The sequence below is a fragment of the Yersinia sp. 2466 StPb PI genome (assembly GCF_041538325.1).
Classification (GTDB): Bacteria; Pseudomonadota; Gammaproteobacteria; order Enterobacterales; family Enterobacteriaceae; genus Yersinia; species Yersinia enterocolitica_E.
In genome coordinates, this window is record NZ_JAULSL010000001.1 from 26,690 (window position 1) to 51,675 (window position 24,986).

A 24,986-nucleotide genomic window follows, 5' to 3' on the forward strand; every position below is an offset into this window, starting at 1 on the left:
GCCTGCCCGCAACCTCAATTACTTTGGGTGGGTGAAATTTAAAGCCAGCATACCAGTGATCACTATTGTGGGATCAAGCGCTAATCACCTTCGTCATGTTACAACGCATGAAAACCAACCTGCGTTGGCAGGTCGGTGACGTCGAATTATTGTGCTTCGCTGCGGGCGGTATTTTTAGCCGTCAGGGTATGCGAACTGATGGCAGCGCAACGTAGTGCGGTAATAATCGCCAATGCGGGTGCGATGGCAAACAGAATAAACAGCCAATGGGCGGTATTTTCTGCCCCCGCTACTCCCCCTGGGGAATTAAGGCCAGAGAGGTTGGCTACCATGCCAGCCATCGCCGCACCGAGTGCGGTGGCAAACATCTGAACTGTGGTAATCGAGGCTCCGGCAATGTCTTTATCTTCTTCAGCAGCCACTTGCAGAATACGGGTCAGCAAATGTGGCCAGCCAAAACCGATACCAAAACCGACCAGTGTTAATGCAATAGCGATCGGCACCATATGTTGCCAACCACCGAGTGAACCGGCTGGCATCAAGATAGACAGTGCCACTAACCCCACTAGCACAATAATTGGGCCGCTGATAATCGCCCAGCGGACGCCTGATTTCTTCCAACCCGCGCTCATTACTTCAGAAAGGGTCCAGCCAGCCGCCATGGTGGCTGCAATATAACCTGAAATCAACGGTGACTGACCATGGAGGATTTGCAGGAAGTAAGGGACGAATATCTCACAGGTAATGCCGATCGCTAGCAGAGAAATGGTGATATAGAGTGCTGCCAGCGGTGAGTTAAGGCGCAATGCATCTTTTGGCAGTAGCCGAGAGGTGGCACGTGACTCGATGCGCAGTAACAACAGCAACAGTAAGATGGCAAACACCATACCCACCATGTTTATTAGGCCGCTACTGGCAATACTGCTGGCAGAAATAGTCAAAACAATCGCGGTTAATAACATCAATTGCGTGACGGGTAATGCCGACGCTGTCGTGGTATTGGATCGGCCCGCTGGCAGGATTCGCCAGGTAAAAATGGCATAAATAAGGGTGATGGGGAGTAGCGTCCAAAACGCAAAACGCCAGGCATTCATTTCAGCAAAGATGCCACCAATCGCAGGGCCAACCAGGGTAGCAACACCCCACATACCTGAAATCAGCGCCATTGCCCGCGGCCATAACGATTGTGGAAATACCAGATTAATCATGGCGTAAGAAAGGGCAAACAGGAAACCACCCCCTAAGCCTTGCACAGTGCGGCCCAGCAGCATCAGTGGCATATTCGGTGCCATGGCACATAACGCACTGCCGAGCATAAAGATTAGCGAGGCAAACAGGTATGCGCTACGTGGCCCGTAGCCACTGAGTAAGCGCGCAGAAAGGGCAGAGCCGAGGATCGAGGCGGTAACGAATAGCGTGGTATTCCAGGCGTACAAGCTCAGGCCGTCAATATCCAGCACCACGGACGGTAAAATGGTGGTGGCGATGTAGATATTGATGGCATGTAACACCACACCACCTGACAGGGCTATGGCAAAGGCCGCATTTTTACCGGAGAACAGGTCACTCCAACGGCTTGCATCATTTATTATCACGTTTCTATCCTGCCAGAAATCTGGTTGTTGAGTTGAGTTGATTTGGTGGTTACGATAAAATTAAACAAGTAAATTCTTGGAATAACTTAGGGCAGTTACTAATAATAAGTCAAGCATGCGCTTGGAAAATGTTATGCTGGCATTGATTGATCAAAAATAAAAAACCTAGCAATGATACCGGGGAAGATATGAATATCGACCATACCACCAGTCAGCCACAATCGGTGGCGAAACGCCTACTGATGCTGCTTAAAACTCGTGGTCCGATGCAAGCGAGTGATGCCGGGATGATTTTAGGCACGACAGGTGAAGCGGCCCGGCAGCAATTCGTCAAATTGGCTAAGGAGGGGTTGGTGGTCTCCGAGGCGCAAACGCGCGGTGTGGGTCGGCCGATTCAATTATGGCAGCTAACCGAGGTGGGTAACGCGCAGTTCCCTGATACGCACAGCGAACTGACGGTACAACTCTTAGGTTTAATCCGTTCTCAATTGGGTGACAGCGCCCTTGAGTTGCTGATTGATAGCCGCGAACAGGAAACCCGCACTCAATATTGTCAGGCGATGGTGGGGGCAAATAGTGTGACCGAGCGGGTTGAGCGGCTGGTGGCCATCCGCAGCCGTGAAGGTTATATGGCACAAATGCAGCAGGAGGCTGATGGGTCACTCTTGTTGATCGAAAATCACTGCCCGATCTGTGCCGCAGCGGCCAGTTGCCAGGGTTTTTGTCGGGCGGAGTTAGCCGTGTTCCAGCAGGTGTTAGGGGTACCGGTTGAGCGTGTTGAGCATATTCTATCCGGCTCGCGCCGTTGTACTTATCGCATTAGATTGGCGTCATTATGATGACCGATTGGCTGCTGCTGTAATGAAAATGCGGATAAAGCCTGAGGCACTATCCGCAGAGAAAGTATTAAGAATCACAGCGGGCTTAAGGTGATTTCAACCCGGCGGTTTTGTGCTTTACCGGCGGCGGTGCTGTTGCTTGCGACCGGATTGTCCGGGCCTGCACCACTGGTGCGAATACGATTAGCGGCCACGCCCTGCACGATGAGTGCGCTACCCACGCTGTCGGCGCGTTGTTGTGAAAGGGTCATGTTATGAGCTCTGGCACCGGAGCTGTCGGTATAACCCGTCACATTGACGGCGGTTTTATCATACTCTTTCAATACCATCGCCACGCCGGTTAAGGTGTTGGCACCCGCGGGTTTCAGATTGCTGCTGTCAGTATCAAATGTGACATTATTTGGCATATTCAACACGATATTATCGCCCTGACGGGTGACACTAACACCGGTACCGTTCATTTTTTCACGCAGTTTGGCTTCCTGCACATCCATGTAATAACCGGCACCACCACCCAACGCGGCACCTGCTGCTGCGCCAATTAACGCCCCTTTGCCCCGATCGTGTTTCGATGATGACAACATACCAATGCCGGCCCCTAATGCCGCACCAATACCGGCACCGTAACCGGATTTTCCGGCTTGAGACTCGCCAGTATAAGGATTGGTAGTACAAGCGGAAAGCGTAAGCGCCACAGCAACGGCGGCCACCGTGGCCAGAATGCGTTTTTTCATTGAATTTCCCTTAAATGGCACTCTATTTTGGCGAAAAGATAGATAACGTCGCCCAATAGCAGATTAAAAAATCAGTAACCAGCATTAAGTCCTGTTGCTGGTTTTTATCTGCCATCGTTATCCGGTAAAAAGGGGGGGAATACCATTGAGAAAACTCTCATAGTGCTGTGGCGTTAGTCTAAATGCTGTGTTTGTCGGCAGAAAAAGCACAGAAAAGCGCTTTACTCGCTGCCGGGTATTTCAGGAAACCGTAAAAGTGTTAACTATCAAAACTCATCATGCTGGAAGCTGAGTTTTGTGGCTACTCGCGCAGCGGGCTGACTCGGGGTGCGAAAACGTAAAACTTTTACCCCATGTTGTTGTAGATAACGTGCCAGCCCGTGCAGTGCGGCGCTACCGGCCCCGCGAACACTTCCTTCATCATCAGGCAGCAGCACATAGTTGGGATCAGTCACAAAAAATTCGATGTAGTAGTTCTCGTGACTATTTTCAAAAGTCTCATCTCTGCGGGCTGCCAGAATGTTGACAATATCTCCTTGCAGCCGTACCGCCACGTACACATAGTTATTTTCGGAAGAGATCAATTCGCTATACAGGACGAAGTTGTTTATCCGCCCGGCTTCGATAGTGCGGTTATGTTCCGACCAGGGTTCGCTAGTTATGTGGTAATAGATGGGCGCCTCGTTATAAATGTCTGACCATGCGCCTACCGCCGCTAAGGCATCATCCATAAAGGCGGCATCGATATCTGGCCGTATCGGAATGGTGGTATCAAAAATATCGACATCAAAATATAAATCGGGGTGGGTGACCCACTGATCATTCTTAAGCACTCGTACGGTAGGCGGATCGGTGGGGTAATGATAAGAGGCTAAAGAGAGTGAATAGGTGCCTAATGGCAAGCGCTGTGCACCAGAGGGAGGGGCAGTAGCGGTAGGGTTATGTAGCAAATAACGTGCGTAATTTAATCTCGTATAATCAAAAGCCTGAGATAGTTGGCGGATGGTTTCATCTATTCCGAATTGACGAACAACTAACTGGACCTCATTCACCAGGCGACTTTCTGCTGCCGGATCACTGGCCGCATAGCCCGTGGTATCATTAGTATGGATTTGCATTAATACCCGGCGTAGAACATCCAGAGTCCAGTCGCGCAGTGAATCACCGAATAACAGCGTGAAATCGGCTAATACTCTTGCTACCCACAGTTGGCAGTTTAAATTTACGTCTCGGGGATAGCGCTCGGCGAGGATATTATCTATCGAGGTTTTACAAAATTGCGCCGCGGCGGGGAGTGTAAGAGCCTGATTATGTAGTTGGGTGTCGAGCTTGGTTAATGTCAGTGTCGCGCTGTCACTATTTTCTGGGCGTTGTGGCTGTGGCTCAAGTAAGGGTGGCTTGGTGGTAATCACAACCGATTTATCTTTGTTATCATCAGAAAACCAATGTTTTACTTTACCCCACAGCGTATCGCCCTGATTGCAGCGGCTGTGAGTGACGTAATTATAAATCGCCAGCGCGGGAATAAAGGCACAGCCTAATGTTCCGGCGGTATCCCGTTCGCTTCTGTGGTGCACAGGCTGAATATCTTCAGTGCTGGCAACCATCACTATTTGGTCGATGATCAGTGGCTGGCTGGCATTGTTATTAATGGTTAACCTTGCATCAAACTGGGAATTATTGAATGGGAAGGTGCCAAGTTCAATGGTGGGCGATAAGGCAATTTGTTCGGTTCCACGACTTTCCATATAATCTATCGCAATCCTGTTACTGTTCAAATGGAATGTCAGGGATAAACGATTGGCATCTGGGTGGAGATGGAAAACCAATGGTTCGTCACCAACCTGGCCAAAAATGGAAAGTTCTCTGTTAGATAACCATATGACTGGGGCTTGTGGTAAACCCACCATAAAGTCACTGGTATTATTAATATCGAAACTTAATAAAACCTGTTTGTTAGGGTGATTTATATTGTTCCAGTATGAGGCGAAAATTTTGGATAAAGGAAATTTCATTCGCTTTAAAATGATACAACGTTCACTACAGACTTTAAGGGGAGAATTAGCAACTATAACGCTGCTGATTTGATTATCCATATCCAAAGTAGCTAAATCACGCTGCCCGATTGACTCGGCTAAATTAAAGTAAGGCATATTGTAACTATCATTTTTATAGATGGTGGCGAACATGCCATTTGGAATGGAGATTGAGGATATACTGTCATTTCTAATAACCTCATCATCTTGATCGATAAAATCGATTCCTTGCTTATGAGATAAGCACATCGATTCTCCCTGAAAATCATCTTCATTATATAAACAAACCTTTGTGTTGTTTATTTGAGGGATATATCTGTTATTAGGTGATAAATGATTATGCTTAATGCAGTCGCGGTCCATTTCATGAGACATGGTCATCGGCGATAATATTATTAATGAAAGCAACATAAATTTATTAGTTATGACTTTTAATTTCATGGTTTTACCTCTATTCGTTTTCTCCGAAAAGTGGAAGGGGGGGAATATCAAAACTCATCATGTTTGAAGCCTAGTTTCATTTTTACTCGGGCAGAGGGTTGTGAAATAACGGTAGAACGTAGTGTTTTCACCCCCTTTTCTTTCAGATAACGAGCCAATTCATACACTGCTGCGGTACCTGCCCCGCGAATATTTCCCTCTGCATCTGGCGTTAGCACATTGCGCGGTGCGCTCACCGAAACATCGATATAGAACTCATCGTTAGCGTTCCCCTTCGCGGCCCCCAGCACGCTAACAATCTCGCCCTCAAGCCGCACCACCACAAACAGATAGTCATTACTGGTGTTTTCCAACTCGAGCAACAGCGAGGTACTGGTGGTGCGTGCGGCACTGATGGTGCGATCAAGGTCAGTTAGAGGATTGTCTTGCTGGTCAGTTTCTAATGGTGTGAAAAGATAAGTATTAAACCAATGGTCCATCACTGTGTGCGCACGAGTAATCGTTGATCTATCTGTGGTGCTGGCATCAATGATCTCCACCTCAAAATGTAAGTCGGGTCTGGTCACCCATGCATTACGCTGACGAATGCGGACGGTAGGTGGCTCGGCGGGATAGTGATAAGACTCCAGCGAAAGTGAATATTCCCCTAACGGAAGACTTTGTGCAGCGGCAGGTGATTGTGTGGCGTTGGGATTATGTTCGACATAATTGGCATAATTTAATTGGGCATAGCGAAATGCGCGGGTGATCTGCCGGATGGTTTCAGCCAAGCCCAATTGTTGGATAATCGCACGGACACCACTGACCAGATGACCCTCAGTGGCCTGATCGTTACCTGCATAGCCCGTCGTATATTGTTCATCAATCCGCGTGACGACATCCTGTAGTTGCTCTGGTGTCCAGTCCCGCACAGAATGACCGAATAACAGGGTAAAATCTGCCAAGACTTTTGATACCCAATGAGGGCAGTTTTCATCTGGGCTGCGGGGATAGCGCGCGGCGAGGAGATTCTCTAGCGAGGTTTTACAAAATCTTGCGCTGGCCGGTAATGTCAGGGCTTGATGATGTAATTGCGTATGAACTTTACTTAATATAAATGCGAGCGGGCTGGCTTGGTTATTGTTGTTTTCGCGGCGGGAGGATTGTGGCTCAAGTAAAGGAGTGTTGCCGGTAATCAAGACTACCTTGTCTTGATTATCATCGGAAAACCAATGTGATATCTGACGCCATAATTTATCCGCCTGATCACAATGGCTATGGGTAACATAATTATAAATCGCCAATGCGGGGATGAAGGTGCAGCCTAGCGTGCCTGCGGCATCCCGTACCTTTCTACTGCATCCACTATATTCAATGTTATCCGTTACGGCAGTATCAACTTGATATTTATCTTCAGAATATAAACAAACTTCTCTGATTTTAATGCCATCGGCAATGGCTAATTGGGAGGATGTTATTAAGAAAATTAAGGCTAATTGGATATTTAGCAATGTCCCTATCATATTAAATCCCTCACTTAATTCCCACAGGAAAATAGGTTCAGGAATAGAGTAATGCAATTATGGATTTGAACCGGTTATTAAAATTTGTCAGATGCAGGGAGAGTTAAAGCAGGGATGAGTTAAATGGGCGCTGCCAATGCAGGGTCAGGATAGTGTTTTTGGTCTCTGCATTATAGGTTTTCCCTACTACGGTAAAACCTTGTTTACGATAGAAGTGATAGGCACGCTGATTTCGTTGGTAGACCTCTAGAGTTAGCGCGCAGTAGCACTGTTGAACGTAATCCATCAACGCTTGCCCAATCCCCTTACCGTGCAAGGATTGGGTGACGAACAGCGCGCCGACCAGTTGTTCTTCGAGAATACTAATAAAGCCTGCAATGGGGTTAGCATCACCGGTAGTTTCCGCTGACAAATATAGCCAAGTGCGTGCCGCCGGGAGATAGGTATTCCGTACCAACGGGGCGCTCTCGTGCCAGTATTGTTCGGCCACAAAAGGATGCGCAGCAATGGTACTGGTCAGCCACAATTGCATCAGGTCATCGAGATCGCTTGGTTGGTAAGGTCGAATCATTTTACGGCGTTATCCGGGTGACAAAAACAGCTTGCCAGATGGTCGTTCACTAAACCGCTGGCCTGCATAAATGCGTAGCAAATGGTGGAACCGATAAATTTAAAACCTTTTTTTTTCAATGCTTTTGACATTGCATCTGATACGGGTGTGGTTGCGGGTGACTCCGCCAGACACCACCAATGGTTAATTTTTGGCTCGCCATCAACAAAACTCCAGATAAAGCGCGAAAAATCCTCACCGTTGGCTTCCATGGCCAGATAAGCCTGTGCATTGGTGATAATGGCCTGAATCTTACCGCGATGACGGATAATACCGCTGTCCAGCACCAGTTTTTCTACATCGTCTGGCCCCATTTTCGCCACACGCACCGGATCAAAATTATGGAAGCACTTGCGGTAGTGTTCACGTTTTTTCAGCACGGTTATCCATGACAGTCCGGCTTGTTGCCCTTCGAGGCAGAGCATTTCGAACAGCGCCTGACTGTCGGTCCGTGGGATACCCCATTCAGTGTCGTGATAAGCGAGATAGAGAGGATCAGAGGTGACCCAACCGCAGCGTTGTAGACTCATAACTCGTCTTCCTTTTTATTATCTGACTTAGCAGAGGATGATCGCTGTTCATTAGCTGATTAGCAACCTATCGACGGACTCTTTACCTTTGTTGGCGCAGAGCAGAATAATCAGTTGGAATACAGTGAAAGGCTCATTTTATCGACAAATCCATCTTGATTGTTGCATCTTGCCGGATTCTGGCTGTATATCTTACGGTCAACGGGTATACTGACTCATTCCATTTTAATCCACTTGTATCGCGTGCGAATCCAACATGCAAAAGTTTGATACCAAGACCTTTCAGGGCCTGATCCTGACGTTACAGGACTATTGGGCGCGCCAAGGCTGCACCATTGTTCAACCACTGGACATGGAAGTCGGCGCGGGTACCTCCCACCCAATGACCTGCCTGCGTGCACTTGGCCCAGAGCCAATCGCTGCCGCTTATGTACAACCTTCACGCCGCCCGACCGATGGTCGCTACGGTGAGAACCCAAATCGCCTGCAACACTATTATCAGTTCCAGGTGATCATTAAGCCTTCACCAGACAACATTCAGGAGCTGTATTTAGGCTCGCTGAGAGAACTGGGTCTGGACCCGACTATCCACGATATCCGCTTTGTCGAAGACAACTGGGAGAACCCGACCTTGGGTGCCTGGGGTCTGGGCTGGGAAGTGTGGTTGAACGGGATGGAAGTGACGCAGTTCACTTACTTCCAGCAAGTGGGCGGTTTGGAATGTAAACCGGTCACTGGCGAGATAACCTATGGTCTGGAACGTTTAGCGATGTACATTCAGGGTGTAGACAGCGTTTATGACCTGATTTGGTGCGACGGCCCGCTGGGCAAAACCACTTATGGCGATATTTATCATCAGAATGAAGTGGAGCAATCCACCTATAACTTCGAATACGCCGATGTGGATTTCCTGTTCTCCTGCTTTGAGCAGTATGAGAAAGAAGCTCAGTCGCTGCTGGCACTGGAAAACCCGCTGCCGCTGCCCGCTTATGAGCGCATTCTGAAAGCTGGCCATACGTTTAACCTGCTGGACGCCCGTAAAGCCATCTCGGTGACCGAGCGCCAACGCTATATTCTGCGCATTCGTACGCTGACCAAAGCTGTCGCCGAGGCTTATTATGCTTCCCGCGAGGCGTTGGGCTTCCCTATGTGCAAAAAGAATCAGAACTAAGAGGCTGTCATGACTCAACAGACTTTCCTGGTGGAAATCGGCACGGAAGAGTTGCCGCCGAAGGCTCTTCGTTCTCTGGCCGAATCTTTTGCTGCCAACTTTACTGCTGAACTGGATAACGCCAACCTGCCTCATGGTGAGGTGGTTTGGTATGCTGCGCCGCGCCGTCTGGCGGTAAAAGTGGCCGATTTAAGCGCGGCTCAGGCGGATCGTGAAGTTGAAAAACGCGGCCCTGCCATTGCGCAAGCTTTTGATGCTGAAGGTAAACCGAGCAAAGCCGCCGAAGGCTGGGCACGGGGTTGTGGTATTACTGTCGATCAGGCTGAACGCCTGGTTACTGACAAAGGCGAATGGCTGCTGTACCGCGCCCATGTCAAAGGCCAATCAGCACAATTACTGCTGGCAGATATGGTGAATAGCGCGCTGAGTAAGCTGCCTATTCCAAAACTGATGCGCTGGGGTGATAAAGAAACCCAATTCGTTCGCCCGGTTCATACTGTAACCCTGCTGTTAGGCAGCGAATTGATTCCAGGCACTGTGTTAGGTATCGATTCAGACCGCATTATTCGTGGTCACCGCTTCATGGGTGAGGCTGAGTTCACTATTGATAACGCTGACCAATACCCGCAGATTTTGCTGGAGCGCGGTAAAGTCATCGCTGATTATGAATCACGTAAAGCTATAATCAAGCGTGATGCAGAACTGGCAGCGCAGAAGATTGGCGGTATTGCTGATCTGAGTGAAAGCTTGCTGGAAGAAGTGACATCACTGGTTGAATGGCCGGTGGTGCTAACCGCCAAGTTTGAAGAGAAATTCCTAGCAGTACCTGCGGAAGCACTGGTCTACACCATGAAAGGTGACCAGAAGTACTTCCCGGTTTACGATGCTGCCGGTAGCCTACTGCCAAACTTCATTTTTGTTGCCAATATCGAATCTAAAGATCCTCAACAGATTATTTCCGGTAACGAGAAAGTGGTTCGTCCGCGCTTGGCTGATGCGGAGTTTTTCTTTAAGACTGACCGTAAAAAACGTCTGGAAGACAATTTGCCGCGTCTGGAAACCGTGCTGTTCCAACAGCAATTGGGGACGTTGCGTGACAAGACCGACCGTATTCAAGCATTGGCGGGCTGGGTTGCCGCACAGATTGGCGCGGACGTTAACCATGCTACCCGTGCAGGTCTGCTGTCCAAATGTGACCTGATGACCAACATGGTGTTTGAATTCACCGATACTCAAGGTGTGATGGGGATGCACTATGCCCGTCACGATGGTGAAGCTGAAGATGTTGCTGTAGCGCTGAATGAGCAATACCAGCCACGGTTTGCCGGTGATGATTTGCCATCTAACCCAGTTGCTTGTGCATTAGCGATTGCCGATAAGATGGACACATTGGCCGGTATTTTCGGCATTGGTCAACATCCGAAAGGTGATAAAGACCCGTTTGCGCTACGCCGTGCGGCGTTGGGAGTACTGCGCATTATCGTCGAGAAGAACTTGCCACTTGATCTGCAAACGCTGACTGAAGAGGCGGTGCGCCTGTATGGCAGCAAGCTGACCAATGGCAACGTGGTCGATGAAGTGATTGAGTTCATGCTGGGCCGTTTCCGTGCCTGGTATCAGGATGAAGGTCACAGCGTTGACACTATTCAGGCGGTACTGGCTCGTCGTCCAACCAAACCGGCTGATTTTGATGCGCGGGTGAAGGCGGTGACCTATTTCCGTACCCTGGATGCCGCAGCGACATTGGCTGCTGCTAACAAGCGTGTATCGAATATTCTGGCGAAATCCACTGATACCCTGAATGACCATGTGCATGCCTCGGTGTTAAAAGAGCCGGCAGAGCTGAAACTGGCAACACATTTAGTGGTGTTGCGTGACAAACTGGAGCCAGTCTTTGCTGCGGGTCACTATCAGGAAGCGCTGGTGGAACTGGCAGCTCTGCGAGAAACGGTCGATGAGTTCTTCGACAGTGTTATGGTTATGGCAGAGGACGATGCAGTGCGGATCAACCGTCTGACATTGCTGAGTAAATTACGCGAGCTATTCTTGCAGGTTGCTGATATTTCGTTATTACAGTAATTCTGTACTTGGCTGGTCACAGGGGAGCGTATATCGCTCCCCTTAGCTATTCTTATTACTCACGTTAGATGATAAGAATGGGATTTTGTGAAAATAAGTACTTACTACAGGAGTAGTTTCACATGACTTTTGCACTGAATACAGCCCGATATTCACGTTGGTTAGCGCCATTACTGGCGTTACTGGTGGTGTTCCAATTGACCGCCTGCGGGGATAAAGAGCCAGAACAACGTAAGGCTTTTATTGATTATCTGCAAAATACAGTGATGCGTAGCGGGATGAAACTGCCAACACTGAGCGAAGATCAAAAACAGAAATTTGGCCCTTATGTCAGTGATTATGCGATTTTAGTCACTTTTTCACAGCAGCTTACCAAATCTGTTGATGCCAGCTTGAACCCGGCGATTGCTCAAATCAATGAGATTCGCGTGGCGCAGGATTATCTCGCCAAGCGTGATGCATTACAGCAGTCCGCAGGTGCATTGAACTTGTTAGTGCAACAGATTCGTACGGCAAAAACACAAGCCGATAGTGCGGTTGCTGCATTGAAACAGCCTGATGATTTGAAAGTGGTATTTAATAAAGCTTTCGATAATATTGTGACTCAGCCAGCCAATGTGTTGATCCCAGCAGTGCCGGTGATTTCTGCTTTTGTGCAGGATCTGGCACAAGTTGGTGATTTCTTGCAGCAGCAGGGAACGCAGGTCACTTTCAATAATGGCGGCGTTCAATTCCAGACCCCACAGCAAGCAGCGCTATATAACACGATGATGGCTAATTTAGTCGCCAAGTATCCGGCGATGATGACGGCACAGAAGAGTGTTGCGAGTGTCATGCAGTGATGGTTTTGGTTGATTTGATTTGATTTGATTTGATTTGGTGATCGGTTCGGTTGTTAGGACTGATCGAGTTATTCTTTCGGTTAGTATTTGATAAGTGAATAAGTTCGGTTGTTAAAGTAACTGAATTTACTTAACCTGCGATGAACCAACCGGCAAAGGGGCCATAAGCGTGGCCCCTTGTGCAATCCCGCGCTTGCGCGAAATATTGCCCTGCGGGTAAACCGTCCGCGTCTTTCGGGCTGACGAGCCAGCGCGATTCGCTCCTGCTCAAGCGCGCTTTTCGCGGGCGTCCATGCCCGCTCACTCTACCCTCACTCCTTGCCGGCAATATTCCTGATTGCGCTCAACGTCAAAACCATCGCTTTAGGTTTTGATTTTCTCTTTTGACTTTAAAAGCACATTTGAGCGAGGGAACCTGCGCAGCAGGCAAGCGATACGTGCGCAAGCGCGGATTGTTAAGGCCCACGCTTATGGGCCTTAACTCGGTTGAGGCGACTGAGCTAAAATGACCTCTGAGCGTTTATCAACCGAAACCTGATCCGAACCTAAGCACTAAACCCATATCAACCGAAACCCGCGCCAATAATGTGCCCCCTTCCCCCTGTTATTTTATTACACATTTCTACCGAGAGTTGAGTCTGAGAGGTTATTAGCAGGGTGAATGTCTCATCTCCTCTCTACGAGCAAAAATAACTTGTGATTAACATCACATTTTCAAAACAAACTAACCCACACAAAATGTGATTTATATCACTCTTATCGAGCTTTTTAGCTTAAAAATTCGTCGTCGTGGTTTTCTTACAGTCATTTAGTGTGATCTGCGTCAACAAACACACCCCTATAATAGGGGGTCTGGTGTGACTTATGTCACATAAATGCAGTGAGCTACGCGTGAATAAAGGAGCATGCTAGAGTTTGTTTTGCATACAGCGTGTTTGTATTCGATAGCACCGGCGGGTTTTGCAGAACTGCCTCAACAAAACAATTATATCGCGCTCTTATTGTTAGCGCGTACCAATAGGGGTGTTTTATGTTTTCACCAGACGCAAAGGTCAGAATTCAAAATTTTGGCCGATTCCTCAGTAACATGGTTATGCCCAATATCGGGGCGTTTATTGCCTGGGGTATTATCACCGCACTGTTTATTCCAACCGGCTGGCTGCCAAATGAAACACTAGCCAAACTGGTTGGCCCAATGATCACCTACCTGTTACCACTGCTGATCGGTTTTACCGGTGGCCGTTTGGTGGGGGGTGATCGCGGTGGTGTGGTAGGTGCTATCACCACCATGGGTGTTATCGTTGGTGCGGATATGCCAATGTTCCTCGGTGCGATGATTGTGGGTCCACTGGGTGGCTGGGCAATCAAACACTTTGACCGTTGGGTTGAAGGTAAAATCAAAAGCGGCTTTGAGATGCTGGTTAACAACTTCTCAGCCGGTATCATCGGTATGCTGTTGGCGATTTTGGCCTTTATGGCGATCGGCCCATTTGTAGAAGTGTTGTCTAAAGCACTGGCTGCTGGTGTGCATATCATGGTGCAGCTTAACCTGCTGCCATTAACGTCTATCTTCGTCGAACCAGCTAAAATCCTGTTCCTGAATAACGCGATTAACCACGGTATCTTCTCACCTCTGGGTATCCAGCAGGCGACTGAAACCGGTAAGTCTATCTTCTTCCTGATCGAAGCAAACCCAGGCCCAGGTATGGGTGTGTTGATGGCTTACATGTTCTTCGGTAGAGGCAACGCTAAGCAATCTGCTGGCGGCGCGGCTATCATCCATTTCTTCGGTGGTATCCACGAAATCTATTTCCCATACGTGCTGATGAACCCGCGCTTATTGCTGGCGGTTATTCTGGGCGGTATGACCGGCGTGTTCACTCTGACTGTGCTGAACGGCGGTCTGGTATCACCTGCGTCTCCTGGTTCTATCCTGGCAGTATTGGCGATGACACCTAAAGGTGCTTATTTTGCCAACATTGCTGCAGTTGCTGCTGCGTTTGCCGTCTCCTTCGTGGTATCCGCTATCTTGCTGAAAACCTCTAAAGTCAAAGACGACGAGGAAGACAGCCTGGAAGATGCAACTCGCCGTATACAAGATATGAAAGCGCAATCTAAAGGCGCACAAGCGGCGAATGCTGCCGCTGCCGCAGGCGACCTGACCACAGTACGTAAAATCATCGTAGCTTGTGATGCTGGTATGGGTTCTAGTGCGATGGGGGCCGGTGTGCTGCGTAAGAAAGTACAAGATGCGGGCTTGAGACATATCTCGGTGACTAACTGTGCTATCAACAACTTACCAGAAGATGTGGACTTGGTTATCACCCACCGTGATTTGACTGAGCGAGCCATGCGCCATGCGCCACAGGCACAACATATCTCGTTGACCAACTTCCTTGATAGCCAGTTGTACACCAACCTGACAGCACGTTTGGTGGAGGCGGCTAACACGACAGCAAGCACTCAGAAAGTGATTGAAACGCTGGACGATAGCTTTGAAGCCTCTGAAGCCAACTTGTTCAAGCTGGGCGCGGAGAATATTTTCCTCAATCAACACGCAGCCACCAAAGAGCAAGCTATTCGCTTCGCTGGTGAGCAGTTGGTGAAGGGCGGTTATGTTGAGCCGGAATATGTTGAAGCGATGTTGGAACGTGAAAAACTGACCTCCACCTATCTGGGCGAATCTATCGCGGTACCACACGGTACCATTGAAGCGAAAGACCGTGTGTTGAAAACCGGTGTAGTATTCTGCCAATACCCTGACGGCGTGCGCTTTGGTGACGAAGAAGATGAAGTGGCGCGTTTGGTGATTGGTATCGCGGCCCGTAATAATGAGCATATTCATGTTATTACCAGCCTGACGAATGCGCTGGATGATGAGTCGGTGATTGAGCGCTTAAGTAAAACTACCAGCGTGCAGGAAGTATTGGACTTATTGGGTGGCAAAAAGTAACCCAGCAATAACTGAATAGGGCCGTTGGGAGAAACGGCCCTTCTACAGCAAAAGGTAACGAATATGAAAGCATTACATTTTGGCGCAGGTAATATTGGCCGGGGCTTCATTGGTAAACTTCTTGCTGATGCCGGTGCGCAACTGACCTTCGCAGATGTTAACCAGCCGCTGCTGGACGAACTGAATAAACGTAAAAGTTATCAGGTCAATGTGGTTGGTGAGCAGGCGCGGGTTGAAGAAGTCAAAAACGTGAGTGCAGTAAACAGTAGTAGCCCAGACGTGGTGGCGCTGATTGCTGATGCCGATATTGTCACCACCGCTGTTGGACCGCAGATTCTGGCACGTATTGCCGGCACCGTGGCACAAGGCTTAGTCGCTCGTCATCAACAAGGTAATACTCGTCCGCTGAATATTATCGCCTGTGAGAATATGGTGCGCGGTACCAGCCAGTTAAAACAGCATGTCTTCGCTGCGTTACCGGAAAGTGAACAAGCGTGGGTTGAGCAACATGTCGGTTTCGTAGATTCCGCGGTAGACCGTATTGTGCCGCCATCAGAAGCGGGCAGTACAGATATTCTGGCAGTGACGGTAGAGACCTTCAGTGAGTGGATTGTTGATGGTACCCAGTTCAAAGGGCCGCCACCGGAAATCGCAGGTATGGAGTTGACCGACAACCTAATGGCGTTTGTGGAGCGTAAACTCTTCACCCTGAACACCGGTCATGCGATAACGGCCTATCTGGGGCAACTGGCCGGCCATCAAACCATCCGTGATGCCATTCTGGACCCAGCAGTACGCCAGACAGTGAAAGGCGCGATGGAAGAGAGCGGTGCAGTGCTGATTAAACGCTATGCTTTTGATCCACAAAAACATGCCGCTTATATCAATAAAATCATCTCCCGTTTTGAGAACCCTTACCTGCATGACGATGTTGAACGTGTTGGCCGTCAGCCACTGCGTAAACTGAGTGCCGGTGATCGATTGATCAAACCGCTATTGGGTACACTTGAGTATCAACTGCCACACACCAATCTGGTAACCGGTATTGCGGCGGCCATGAGTTATCGCAGTGAGCAAGACTCACAAGCTCAGGAGTTGGTTGAATTACTGGCGAAATTGGGGCCGAAAGCTGCTTTGGCGCAAATTTCAGGCTTACCCGCTGATGGCGAGGTTGTCGAACAGGCGGTGAGTGTGTATAACGCCATGCAGGACAAGCTGACGCACTAATTTTGTGATGAACAAAATGAGTTTGCGTTAGGTGATATACCCTAAATAATTCGAGTTGCGGGAAGGCGACAAGCGAGATACAAATCGGTCGGGAACCGATTTGTACAGCATTTATGCTAGCCCGTAGGGTGAGCCTCCAGGATGAGGCTCATTAATCCCGATGAGCTTACGCAGTCAAGTGATTCGGGTTATTGAACGTAGCCAACGCACATGCGGCTTGAAGTATGACGGGGATAAATACCGTGTCAGATTGCGCGGTATTTATCTTTTCGTAGCCCGATATTCTGAAACCACCTCAGTGACAAGCGATGATTGAAAAAACACAGGCATTTGAGAATCGGGTACTTGAGCATCTGAACGCAGGCAAGACCGTTCGGAGTTTCCTGATGGCTGCTGTCGAATTATTGGCAGAAGCGCTGAATATTCTCGTGGTGCAGGTTTTTCGTAAAGATGACTATGCGGTGAAATATGCCGTGGAGCCATTGCTGGTTGGCGATGGGCCGCTTGGTGAGCTATCTGTGCGACTAAAGTTGGTTTATGCCTTGGGTGTGATCACCCGTCATGAATACGAAGATGCTGAGCTATTGATGGCGCTTCGTGAGGAGTTAAACCATGATGGCACCGAGTATCGCTTTACTGATGACGAAATCCTCGGGCCATTTGGTGAATTACATTGTGTGGCTGAATTGCCGCCAGTGCCCACTTTCCTGCGCCCGGATGAAGCAGACGCGTCGCTGATTGCCATGCAACGCCAGCGTTATCAGCAAATGGTGCGTTCCACCATGGTGCTCTCGATTACAGAATTGCTCTCCCGCATCAGCTTAAAACAGGTTTCCAAGCTGTCACCACTCGGCCATGCCTGAGTTACGGCAACACACTGAGCCATTCGTCAACTAACAGCCACAATGCTGTTATTGCCATCAAGCCCCCCATCACTCCATTGAATAATCGTAGTTTCCAGTTAACCCGTAACGCATGGCGTAACTGATCCCCCATCACCGCCCAAACGGCCACACAAGGCAGATTTAACAGAGCAAAACCACTAACAATCAGTAGGGTATGGCTCAGCGTAGCACCTTCACGTGGTGTAAATAAGATGGCGACATTCATAGCCATCAGCCAAGCCTTTGGATTAATGGCCTGGAATAAAGCCCCCTGGATAAACCCCATTGGTTGCTGGCCATCTCTTGACTTCGGGCTACCGGAATTAAAAATTTTCCACGATAACCAGAATAAATATGCACATCCCAGCGTCACCAGTGGCAAGCGAATTACCCCCAGCCAACTGAGAATTAATGCCAACAATGTGGTCATTAATGCGCATTGCAACGCGCAGCCAAAGGTAATCCCCAACATCATTGGGAAGGTACGACGTAAGCCAAAATTGACACCAGATGCAGCTAATAACAGGTTATTTGGGCCTGGAGTGATCGACATAACGGTAACGTAACTGATGAAAGCACTGTCTAGCATGGGATATCCTCCCCTTTCGTACTTGAAGCTGCACGGGTGAGTAAGCTTGTTGCCTACCTGCAACTCCAATTACTGTGGGTATTATATTATTGATGTTATCGAGAGATTCAGCATAAACAGCAATCCGCTATGGCGTCAGAAGCAGAAGTTATCTATTGTTGTGGGTACAATTTGTATAAGATTTAACTGTACCCATTGAACCTGCGGAGAACTGTCACCATGCCCGTTGTTATGAATGAAATTCGCTACTTGCAAGTGGCTGACAATCTGGCGCAGGCCATTAAGAAAGGCAGTTTGCTGGCGGGTAGCCGCCTGCCATCAGTGCGCGGTTACGCCAAAAACCATCAGGTGAGTATCAATACGGTGGTGGCAGCTTACCGTACGCTGGAGGATCGAGGCTTGATTGAAGCGCGTCCGCAGTCAGGGTTTTATGTTTGTAGTCCGTCAACGGCGGTGGTGCCAACAGCGACAGTCGGCAAACCGGTAAATGAGGTGCTGGATTTAATTGATACGGTATTTGCCGCACAACAAAACCCTCGCTTTACCAATATCTCGCTCGCCTGTCCACAAACGGCGGATTTTTACCCCAGCGCCAAGTTGGGCCGCATCATGGCATCACTATTGCGTCGTGAGCCGCAGTTAATCAGTCAGTACGCGTTGCCACCAGGATGCCAGCGCCTGCGTCAGCAAATCGCCCGCCGCGCCATGACCCTAGGGATGCTGGCTAATCCGGCAGATATCACTATTACGCATGGTTGTATGGAGGCGTTGCAGTTAGCGTTGCGGGTCACCACCAAACCGGGTGATTGTGTCGGGCTGGAATCGCCAACCTATTTCTATCTGATGCCATTACTTGCCAGCCTTGGCCTGAAAGCCGTGGAGATTCCAACCGATCCACAGCAAGGTTTATCGTTGGATGTGTTGGAGTTACTGCTTCAGGAGGGGCGGTTGAATGCATTGATCGCTATGCCAACGGTGCAGAATCCGTTAGGTTTTACGATGCCACTGGCGGCGAAAAAGCGCCTGGCACAGTTGATGAACGATCATCAGGTGCCGCTGATAGAAGATGGCTTATATGCAGAAATACAATTCGGTTCTACTTTGTCCCCAGCGGTAAAAGCCTTTGACCGCGACGGTTGGGTGCTGTTCTGTTCCAGCTTCACCAAAACACTGGCCCCAGACTTCCGTATCGGCTGGATTGATGGTGGCCGCTTCGCTGAGGCATTACATAAGCTCAAAGCGGTGTCGTCGATGGCGGAACCGGCGTTATTATCAGAAACACTGGCACTGTTTCTGGAGTCTGGCGGTTACGACCACCACCTGCGCGGGCTACGGCGCCGTTATGCGCAACAAGTACAACAGGCGCAGCAACTCATTGCACAGTACTTCCCTCGTGGGACCAAAGTGACCCAACCAGCAGGGGGTTTTGTTTTCTGGGTCGAGTTCCCTGCCTGTGTCGATACCGTGGCGCTATTTCATCAATTGCTACAAGAACAGATATGCCTGACCCCCGGTACGCTTTACTCGCCGAGTGGCCGCTATCGTAATGCTTTTCGCCTCTCGTGCTGTTATCCGTTCAACCACCACTATACCCAAGCTTTGGTCAGGCTCGGGGAGGTTGCTTGTGAAATTAGCAGCCTACCGGCCGGCATGCAGTGGCAACCAATACAGGAGGCTGCTGCTGAAAAGCACGCATCCTGATACACTCTCTATCTTGATGCACAATCAGTGCTATCCTATCCCCAACTTTAGCGAAATATCGTGCCCATCAGTGGCATGTACGGGCCAATACTATGAAAGAACATGCAGAAATCAAACGTCTAAGCGATATGCTGGATGCGTTGAACCACAAAGACCCTACCGTGATCCAACAGGGTAATATGGATTTGATCGCGCAGCATATGAAAGAAAAAGAGAAACTGGCGGCTGAAATTCAGCGCCTGAAAGAAGTGCGGGTTAAAAACCTGAGTGCTGAAGCACAAAAGCTAGCTCAACTGCCGTTCAGCCGTGCTATTACTAAAAAAGAGCAGGCGGATATGGGCACGCTGAAGAAAGCGGTACGCGGTATTGTGGTGGTACACCCAATGACGGCATTAGGCCGTGAGATGGGCTTGAAAGAAGTGACCGGCTACGCGAAAAAAGCGTTCTAATTGCGACTTTCGAAATAACCGGGTGTGTGGCATGGCCGCTACCCGGTTTGTTGTGGGTTTTCATCTCTCTTGACATATGCTAAGCATATGCTAGTGTCTTTAGTGACACGATTATCAGGAGTAAAAATATGAGAACAGTCTCTATTTTCAAAAATGGCCAAAATCGGGCAATACGTTTACCAAAAGATATGGACTTTGCGGGTGTCACCGAACTGGAAATACTCAAAGATGGCGATAATATCATTTTAAGACCTATCCGCCCTACATGGGTATCATTCATGGATGAAGATAAAGCGGATAACGATTTTCTTACGGAAAGACAAGACGTTATCGAAGAGGGACGCTTCGAATTATGATGAAAAGAATATATATGCTCGATACGAATATTTGCTCTTTTATTATGCGGGAACGCCCTGCTGAATTAATTATAAAATTACAACAGTGTATTGAGCATCAGAATAAAATAGTCGTTTCAGCCATTACATACTCAGAAATGCGGTTTGGTGCAATTGGTAAGAAAGCATCACCGAAACATAACTATTTAGTAGATGAATTTGTGAAACGATTAGATGCTATCTTGTCGTGGGATGCAGCGGCTGTAGATGCTACCACTAATATTAAAGTTGAGCTGGCAAAGCAGGGTACGCCAATTGGCGGAAATGATGCAGCAATAGCCGGACACGCAATTTCGGCTGGAGCAATATTAGTGACTAATAACATTAGAGAGTTTGAAAGAGTTAAAAAGCTGCGAATTGAGGATTGGAGTAAATAATCATCATTTCTAATAAAATTTACAAATACAACCCAATCATATATTCAAGGTGGTGATTAAAATTACCTATTTAATTACTGCTCTTTCATATAACTTGCCGTCCTTGGCAAGATCGTGTGTTGTATTATTTGATAATTAATACATCAAGAACCTAATAACCGCCGATTGAAATCCTCGATCTTTCCTTGCGAAAGACGCGTTAGCATAGTTTTACTCCAACTGGTGGATAATCCTGATACAGCCAGCAAGCGGTGATACTGTTCTTTATCGAAAGGCATATGCCAGGCGATGGCAATCGCTTCTGCCACCGAGATATCACTGGTGCGCGCCAACAGCTCTAATGCATGGCCCTCACTAACAATACCGGTGGAAATTACGCGATACAGCCAGCCGCAATAACCGGTCTGCTGCATCAGTGCCGACATCTCCTCGATAGCGAAATGGAAGTTGAGCTTGTAACAAGGTGAACGCGGTTGAGTCACCTGAATGATTGCCCCTCCCCAGCGGTAGATATCCCCCATATAGACATTTTGTTCCGTCATGCCGAGGGTTGAGATATTTTCGCCATAGGCTGGTGCTGCGAAAATATCTTCCTGTGCAGGGAATCGCTCTATCCAGTGGGAGTAGTGTTCTCGTGGATAATGGCATAAGGCGCGGTCCGGCCCACCGTGAAAGCGGGTCTCGGCTTGTTCATCCCCTTCCAATCCCAGCGTCGTGAGCATGATGCCACCCTGAACCTGACGTTTACCAATCGCGCTCGGGGAACTGCCGTTATAAGGCTCGATTTTACCGATATAAACCTGAGGATACTTCATCTGCTCTCCTTGTCTGCGTTGGGAAGGGAGAATCAGAATACCCTGCCTGACCGCAGGGTTCCAAGGTAAAAGAGGTTATCGATAGGATTGAGCGAAACGACGAGATAGGCAGGAGTAACCGCATTGGCTACTCCTGCCGGGTAACGCGGTTTAGCGGATAATCAGAAGGTTTCCCAATTATCGTGCTGAGTGGTGCGACTGCTTTCTGTGCCAGAGCGAGGTGTTGGGGTACTTTTAGGTGCCACGGATGCACCGACGTTTTTCTGTGCCGATTCTGCCTCTGCATCGGATAGGCGGAACACGGCGACGGCCTGTGCCAGTAAAATGGCTTGTTCAGCCAGTGAGTCGGCGGCGGCGGCAGACTCTTCCACCAGGGCCGCATTCTGCTGAGTGGTGCTGTCCATTTCAGAGATAGCCTGGCTAACCTGCGTGATACCACGGCTCTGCTCATCGGATGCTGAGGCAATTTCCGCCATAATATCGCGCACATGGGTCACTGAGCGGACAATATTCTCCATCGTTTGCCCGGCATTTTGCACCAACGTGGTTCCGGCATTTACCTGAGTCACTGACTCGCCAATCAAGCCTTCAATTTCTTTCGCCGCTTGTGCACTGCGTTGTGCCAAATTGCGAACTTCGCTGGCGACAACGGCAAAACCACGGCCTTGCTCGCCGGCGCGGGCGGCTTCAACCGCAGCATTCAAGGCCAAGATATTGGTCTGGAAAGCAATACTGTTAATGACTGAAGTAATCTCAGAGATACGTTTGGAGCTACCGGAGATATCGTTCATGGTGCGCACCACATCGTTAACCAGCTTACCGCCCTGTTGTGCGGTTTGTGATGCCTCGGTTGCCAGTTGATTAGCATGGTGGGCATTATCGGCATTCTGCTTAACCGTGGCATTCAACTGCTCCATGCTGGCAGCGGTTTCCTCTACAGCCGCAGCCTGCTGTTCGGTGCGGGAAGATAAATCGGTATTACCGGCAGCAATTTCGCCGGAGGCATGAGACACCTGACTGACACCAATGCGGATCTCATCAATCATGGCGCGCAGGTTTTCATTCATCCGGGCGACGGCATTCATCAACAGGCCCAACTCATCGGTACGGTTTGATGTTGTCGCCGCAGTTAAATCACCGGTAGCAATGCGCTCTGCCATCGCCAGTGTGGTGCGCAGTGGTACCGTGATCTGGCGGGTCATGCGCCATGAAATCAATAGACCAAACAGCAGTGCGGCAATGGCAGCAATAGTTAACTGCAATTGCGCATTATTGATTTCTGCGTGGGTCCCTTGCAGCTCTTGGGTGAACAGATGGGTGGCCAGTTTATTCAATTCGTTGGCATTCGACTCCATCACTTTACCGGTCTCCAGCTCTTGCTGATAAGCCGGTAAATAGGCCAGTACGTTATCTTTATAGGTACTCAGGCTGGAGATAACCGGAGCCAGCAGCTTTTGCTGTTCGGCCGATAGCACCGGCATAAAAGCATTTGCGGCACTATTAGCGATATTGATTGAGGTAATCAGCGAGGACTCTGCATCCTGGTTGCGATCCAGCAATAAGCCGCGTGCGTTGTAGCGTACGGTCATCAACTTCTGGTTCATCTCTGCTAGCAGGATTTGGGTATTGGTATCTGCCCCTTCATTAAGTAGGCTTTGTTGCAGCTCGTTGAGGTTCTTCTGGGTTTCAGAAATATTCCAGCTTTTGCGCACATCATCTTTATGGGCTACGGCATTGACGAAGTTACTCTGCTGCTGCAGATACTCCTCTACCACATCGGAAATACTGCTAATGGTTTTGCGGTTATCTGCCGACCAACTAAGACTTTCGCTCTGGGTCAGAAGATTTTTTATATTATTGATATGTTGAGAATTTTCTTTGATGTATTGCAGAGAGTAGGTACGTTCATATAATGCGCGATTATATTTTGCCTGATTGGATTCATCGTTAACTTTGTAACTCAGGTCAACTTTATAAGCATGATCTTCAATCACGGAGAAATGATAAGCGGTGGTACCGGCGATGATCCCGACCAGCAACAACATCAGGAAAAAGCTTAATCCCAGCTTTTTACCGACTTTCATATTTTCAAAGCTGCCAAAAACGTTGCTAAATACTGCCATGTTCTTCTCCGTTATGCGGTGTCTCTGATGCAAATCAATCAGCGTAGGTGAGTTTGGGGAGGTCTAGTTATTAGAAGATTTTGGGGAGTTGGTGGTATGTGGGGTAGCCTTGGCAAGAGTACTTATCCCAAACGATATACCCGTCATACTTCAAGTTGCATGTGCGTTGGCTGCCTTCCTGCAACTCGAATTATTTAGGGTATAGTTCATGAGCTTTATATCCATGAATACCAACGCCCTTCTTGGACAATCTATCGGCAGAAATTGGCTAAACTTTAGCAATAAAAATGCCAGCAAGATGACCTTGCTGGCATGTATCCTTCGGACTTGAAGCTACAGGGTTGTTAGCTGCAACTCCACGTTCTTTGGATATGCAACATACGGTTTATGCGGCTTATTTGGCTTGAGTGAAACGCGCTGCTGCTTCGTCCCAGTTAACCACGTTCCAGAATGCTTTGATGTAGTCTGGGCGGCGGTTTTGGAATTTCAGATAGTAAGCGTGTTCCCACACATCCAGGCCAATAATTGGGAAGCCTGATGCGCCAGAAACTGCTTCGCCCATCAGTGGGCTATCTTGGTTAGCAGTAGATACAACCGCCAGCTTGCCGTCGTCTTTCAGAACCAGCCAAGCCCAGCCAGAACCGAAACGGGTTGCCGCAGCAGCTTCAAATTTCTCTTTGAAGCTATCTACGCTGCCGAAATCGCGCTCAATAGCGGCTTTCAGATCACCCTTCAGGGTTGTGTCCAGTTTCAGCCCTTTCCAGAACAGGCTGTGGTTAGCGTGGCCGCCGGCGTTGTTACGCATAAAAGTGCGTTTTTCAGCAGGAACTTTGTCCAGATCTTTGATCAGGTCTTCAACGCTGAATTTAGCCAGCTCAGGGAAGCTCTCCAACACCGTGTTTGCATTGTTAACATAGGTCTGGTGGTGTTTGGTGTGATGGATTTCCATCGTCTGCTTATCGAAGTGGGGTTCCAGGGCGTCATAAGCATAAGGCAGGGATGGCAGTGAGTAACTCATAATCATCGTCTCCGTAGTGTAGGGCGGCGCAAAAAAAGTAAGCGCCGCGTAAGCATTCGGATCATTATAGTTAATT

Annotated in this window: 21 protein-coding genes; 11 read left to right on the forward strand and 10 right to left on the reverse strand. The window is 48.8% G+C overall.

The features are described 5' to 3' along the window. Positions 1-146 precede the first annotated feature (146 nt). Complete coding sequence (locus Q2T72_RS00115; RefSeq protein WP_193784851.1) at positions 147-1,589, reverse strand: MFS transporter; 1,443 nt, start codon at positions 1,587-1,589, stop codon at positions 147-149. A gap of 194 nt (positions 1,590-1,783) precedes the next feature. Between Q2T72_RS00115 and Q2T72_RS00120 the strand changes: the two genes are divergently transcribed. Then, complete coding sequence (locus tag Q2T72_RS00120; protein WP_372568435.1) at positions 1,784-2,434, forward strand: helix-turn-helix transcriptional regulator; 651 nt, start codon at positions 1,784-1,786, stop codon at positions 2,432-2,434. A gap of 74 nt (positions 2,435-2,508) precedes the next feature. On the opposite strand, the gene Q2T72_RS00125 is transcribed toward Q2T72_RS00120, so the two are convergent. The 5 genes from Q2T72_RS00125 to Q2T72_RS00145 form a co-directional block, all read right to left on the reverse strand. After that, a complete protein-coding gene (locus Q2T72_RS00125; RefSeq protein WP_083161492.1) occupies positions 2,509-3,168 on the reverse strand; it encodes an OmpA family lipoprotein in 660 nt (219 codons plus the stop codon). Positions 3,169-3,434: 266 nt separating this feature from the next. Continuing rightward, on the reverse strand, positions 3,435-5,453 hold the full coding sequence (locus tag Q2T72_RS00130; protein WP_372568436.1) for an exotoxin A binding domain-containing protein: 2,019 nt from the start codon (positions 5,451-5,453) through the stop codon (positions 3,435-3,437). 239 nt (positions 5,454-5,692) lie between these two features. Next, entirely contained in the window at positions 5,693-7,147 is a 1,455-nt protein-coding gene (locus tag Q2T72_RS00135) for a GNAT family N-acetyltransferase (protein ID WP_372568437.1), read from the reverse strand. Positions 7,148-7,250: 103 nt separating this feature from the next. Then, a complete protein-coding gene (locus tag Q2T72_RS00140; RefSeq protein WP_083161486.1) occupies positions 7,251-7,718 on the reverse strand; it encodes an N-acetyltransferase in 468 nt (155 codons plus the stop codon). Continuing rightward, positions 7,715-8,287, reverse strand: a complete 573-nt coding sequence (locus tag Q2T72_RS00145) for a DNA-3-methyladenine glycosylase I (RefSeq protein WP_083161484.1) — start codon at positions 8,285-8,287, stop codon at positions 7,715-7,717. The genes Q2T72_RS00140 and Q2T72_RS00145 overlap by 4 nt, the downstream gene beginning before the upstream one ends. 256 nt (positions 8,288-8,543) lie before the next feature. Here Q2T72_RS00145 and glyQ point away from each other — a divergent pair, with 256 nt between their 5' ends. From glyQ to Q2T72_RS00175, 6 genes are all read left to right on the forward strand, one after another. After that, complete coding sequence (gene glyQ, locus Q2T72_RS00150) at positions 8,544-9,458, forward strand: glycine--tRNA ligase subunit alpha (protein WP_005186828.1); 915 nt, start codon at positions 8,544-8,546, stop codon at positions 9,456-9,458. A gap of 9 nt (positions 9,459-9,467) precedes the next feature. Then, positions 9,468-11,537, forward strand: coding sequence for a glycine--tRNA ligase subunit beta (glyS, locus tag Q2T72_RS00155; RefSeq protein WP_372568439.1), 2,070 nt, complete (start codon positions 9,468-9,470; stop codon positions 11,535-11,537). Between the two features lie 122 nt (positions 11,538-11,659). Beyond that, entirely contained in the window at positions 11,660-12,379 is a 720-nt protein-coding gene (locus Q2T72_RS00160; RefSeq protein ID WP_372568440.1) for a DUF3053 domain-containing protein, read from the forward strand. A gap of 1,030 nt (positions 12,380-13,409) precedes the next feature. Then, positions 13,410-15,332 carry a PTS mannitol transporter subunit IICBA gene (locus Q2T72_RS00165; protein ID WP_083161477.1) on the forward strand — a complete coding sequence of 641 codons (1,923 nt, stop codon included), beginning with the start codon at positions 13,410-13,412 and terminating at the stop codon, positions 15,330-15,332. 63 nt (positions 15,333-15,395) lie between these two features. After that, complete coding sequence (locus Q2T72_RS00170; protein WP_083161475.1) at positions 15,396-16,559, forward strand: mannitol-1-phosphate 5-dehydrogenase; 1,164 nt, start codon at positions 15,396-15,398, stop codon at positions 16,557-16,559. 308 nt (positions 16,560-16,867) lie between these two features. Continuing rightward, on the forward strand, positions 16,868-17,422 hold the full coding sequence (locus tag Q2T72_RS00175) for an MltR family transcriptional regulator (protein ID WP_005186837.1): 555 nt from the start codon (positions 16,868-16,870) through the stop codon (positions 17,420-17,422). A gap of 1 nt (position 17,423) precedes the next feature. Here the strand turns inward: Q2T72_RS00175 and Q2T72_RS00180 are convergent, their stop codons facing one another. Further along, positions 17,424-18,032 (reverse strand): LysE family translocator, encoded by a 609-nt coding sequence (locus tag Q2T72_RS00180; protein WP_083161473.1) that lies wholly within the window; start codon positions 18,030-18,032, stop codon positions 17,424-17,426. A 219-nt stretch (positions 18,033-18,251) separates the two neighbouring features. Here Q2T72_RS00180 and Q2T72_RS00185 point away from each other — a divergent pair, with 219 nt between their 5' ends. The 4 genes from Q2T72_RS00185 (at position 18,252) to Q2T72_RS00200 (ending at position 20,954) form a co-directional block, all read left to right on the forward strand. Then, entirely contained in the window at positions 18,252-19,733 is a 1,482-nt protein-coding gene (locus Q2T72_RS00185) for a PLP-dependent aminotransferase family protein (protein WP_372568441.1), read from the forward strand. A gap of 92 nt (positions 19,734-19,825) precedes the next feature. After that, the gene (locus tag Q2T72_RS00190; RefSeq protein WP_075337794.1) at positions 19,826-20,182 is read left to right on the forward strand and encodes a YibL family ribosome-associated protein; all 357 of its coding nucleotides are present in this window, start codon (positions 19,826-19,828) and stop codon (positions 20,180-20,182) included. Positions 20,183-20,310: 128 nt separating this feature from the next. Continuing rightward, positions 20,311-20,538, forward strand: coding sequence for a type II toxin-antitoxin system VapB family antitoxin (gene vapB / locus Q2T72_RS00195; protein ID WP_050086923.1), 228 nt, complete (start codon positions 20,311-20,313; stop codon positions 20,536-20,538). After that, a complete protein-coding gene (locus tag Q2T72_RS00200) occupies positions 20,535-20,954 on the forward strand; it encodes a type II toxin-antitoxin system VapC family toxin (protein WP_050086921.1) in 420 nt (139 codons plus the stop codon). Before vapB ends, Q2T72_RS00200 begins: the two co-directional genes overlap by 4 nt. 143 nt (positions 20,955-21,097) lie before the next feature. Here the strand turns inward: Q2T72_RS00200 and yiiM are convergent, their stop codons facing one another. The 3 genes from yiiM to sodA form a co-directional block, all read right to left on the reverse strand. Beyond that, positions 21,098-21,769 (reverse strand): 6-hydroxyaminopurine reductase, encoded by a 672-nt coding sequence (gene yiiM / locus Q2T72_RS00205; protein WP_083161469.1) that lies wholly within the window; start codon positions 21,767-21,769, stop codon positions 21,098-21,100. Between the two features lie 161 nt (positions 21,770-21,930). Continuing rightward, positions 21,931-23,892 carry a methyl-accepting chemotaxis protein gene (locus Q2T72_RS00210; RefSeq protein WP_083161467.1) on the reverse strand — a complete coding sequence of 654 codons (1,962 nt, stop codon included), beginning with the start codon at positions 23,890-23,892 and terminating at the stop codon, positions 21,931-21,933. 394 nt (positions 23,893-24,286) lie between these two features. Continuing rightward, complete coding sequence (gene sodA / locus Q2T72_RS00215) at positions 24,287-24,910, reverse strand: superoxide dismutase [Mn] (RefSeq protein WP_050311298.1); 624 nt, start codon at positions 24,908-24,910, stop codon at positions 24,287-24,289. Positions 24,911-24,986: the final 76 nt, after the last annotated feature.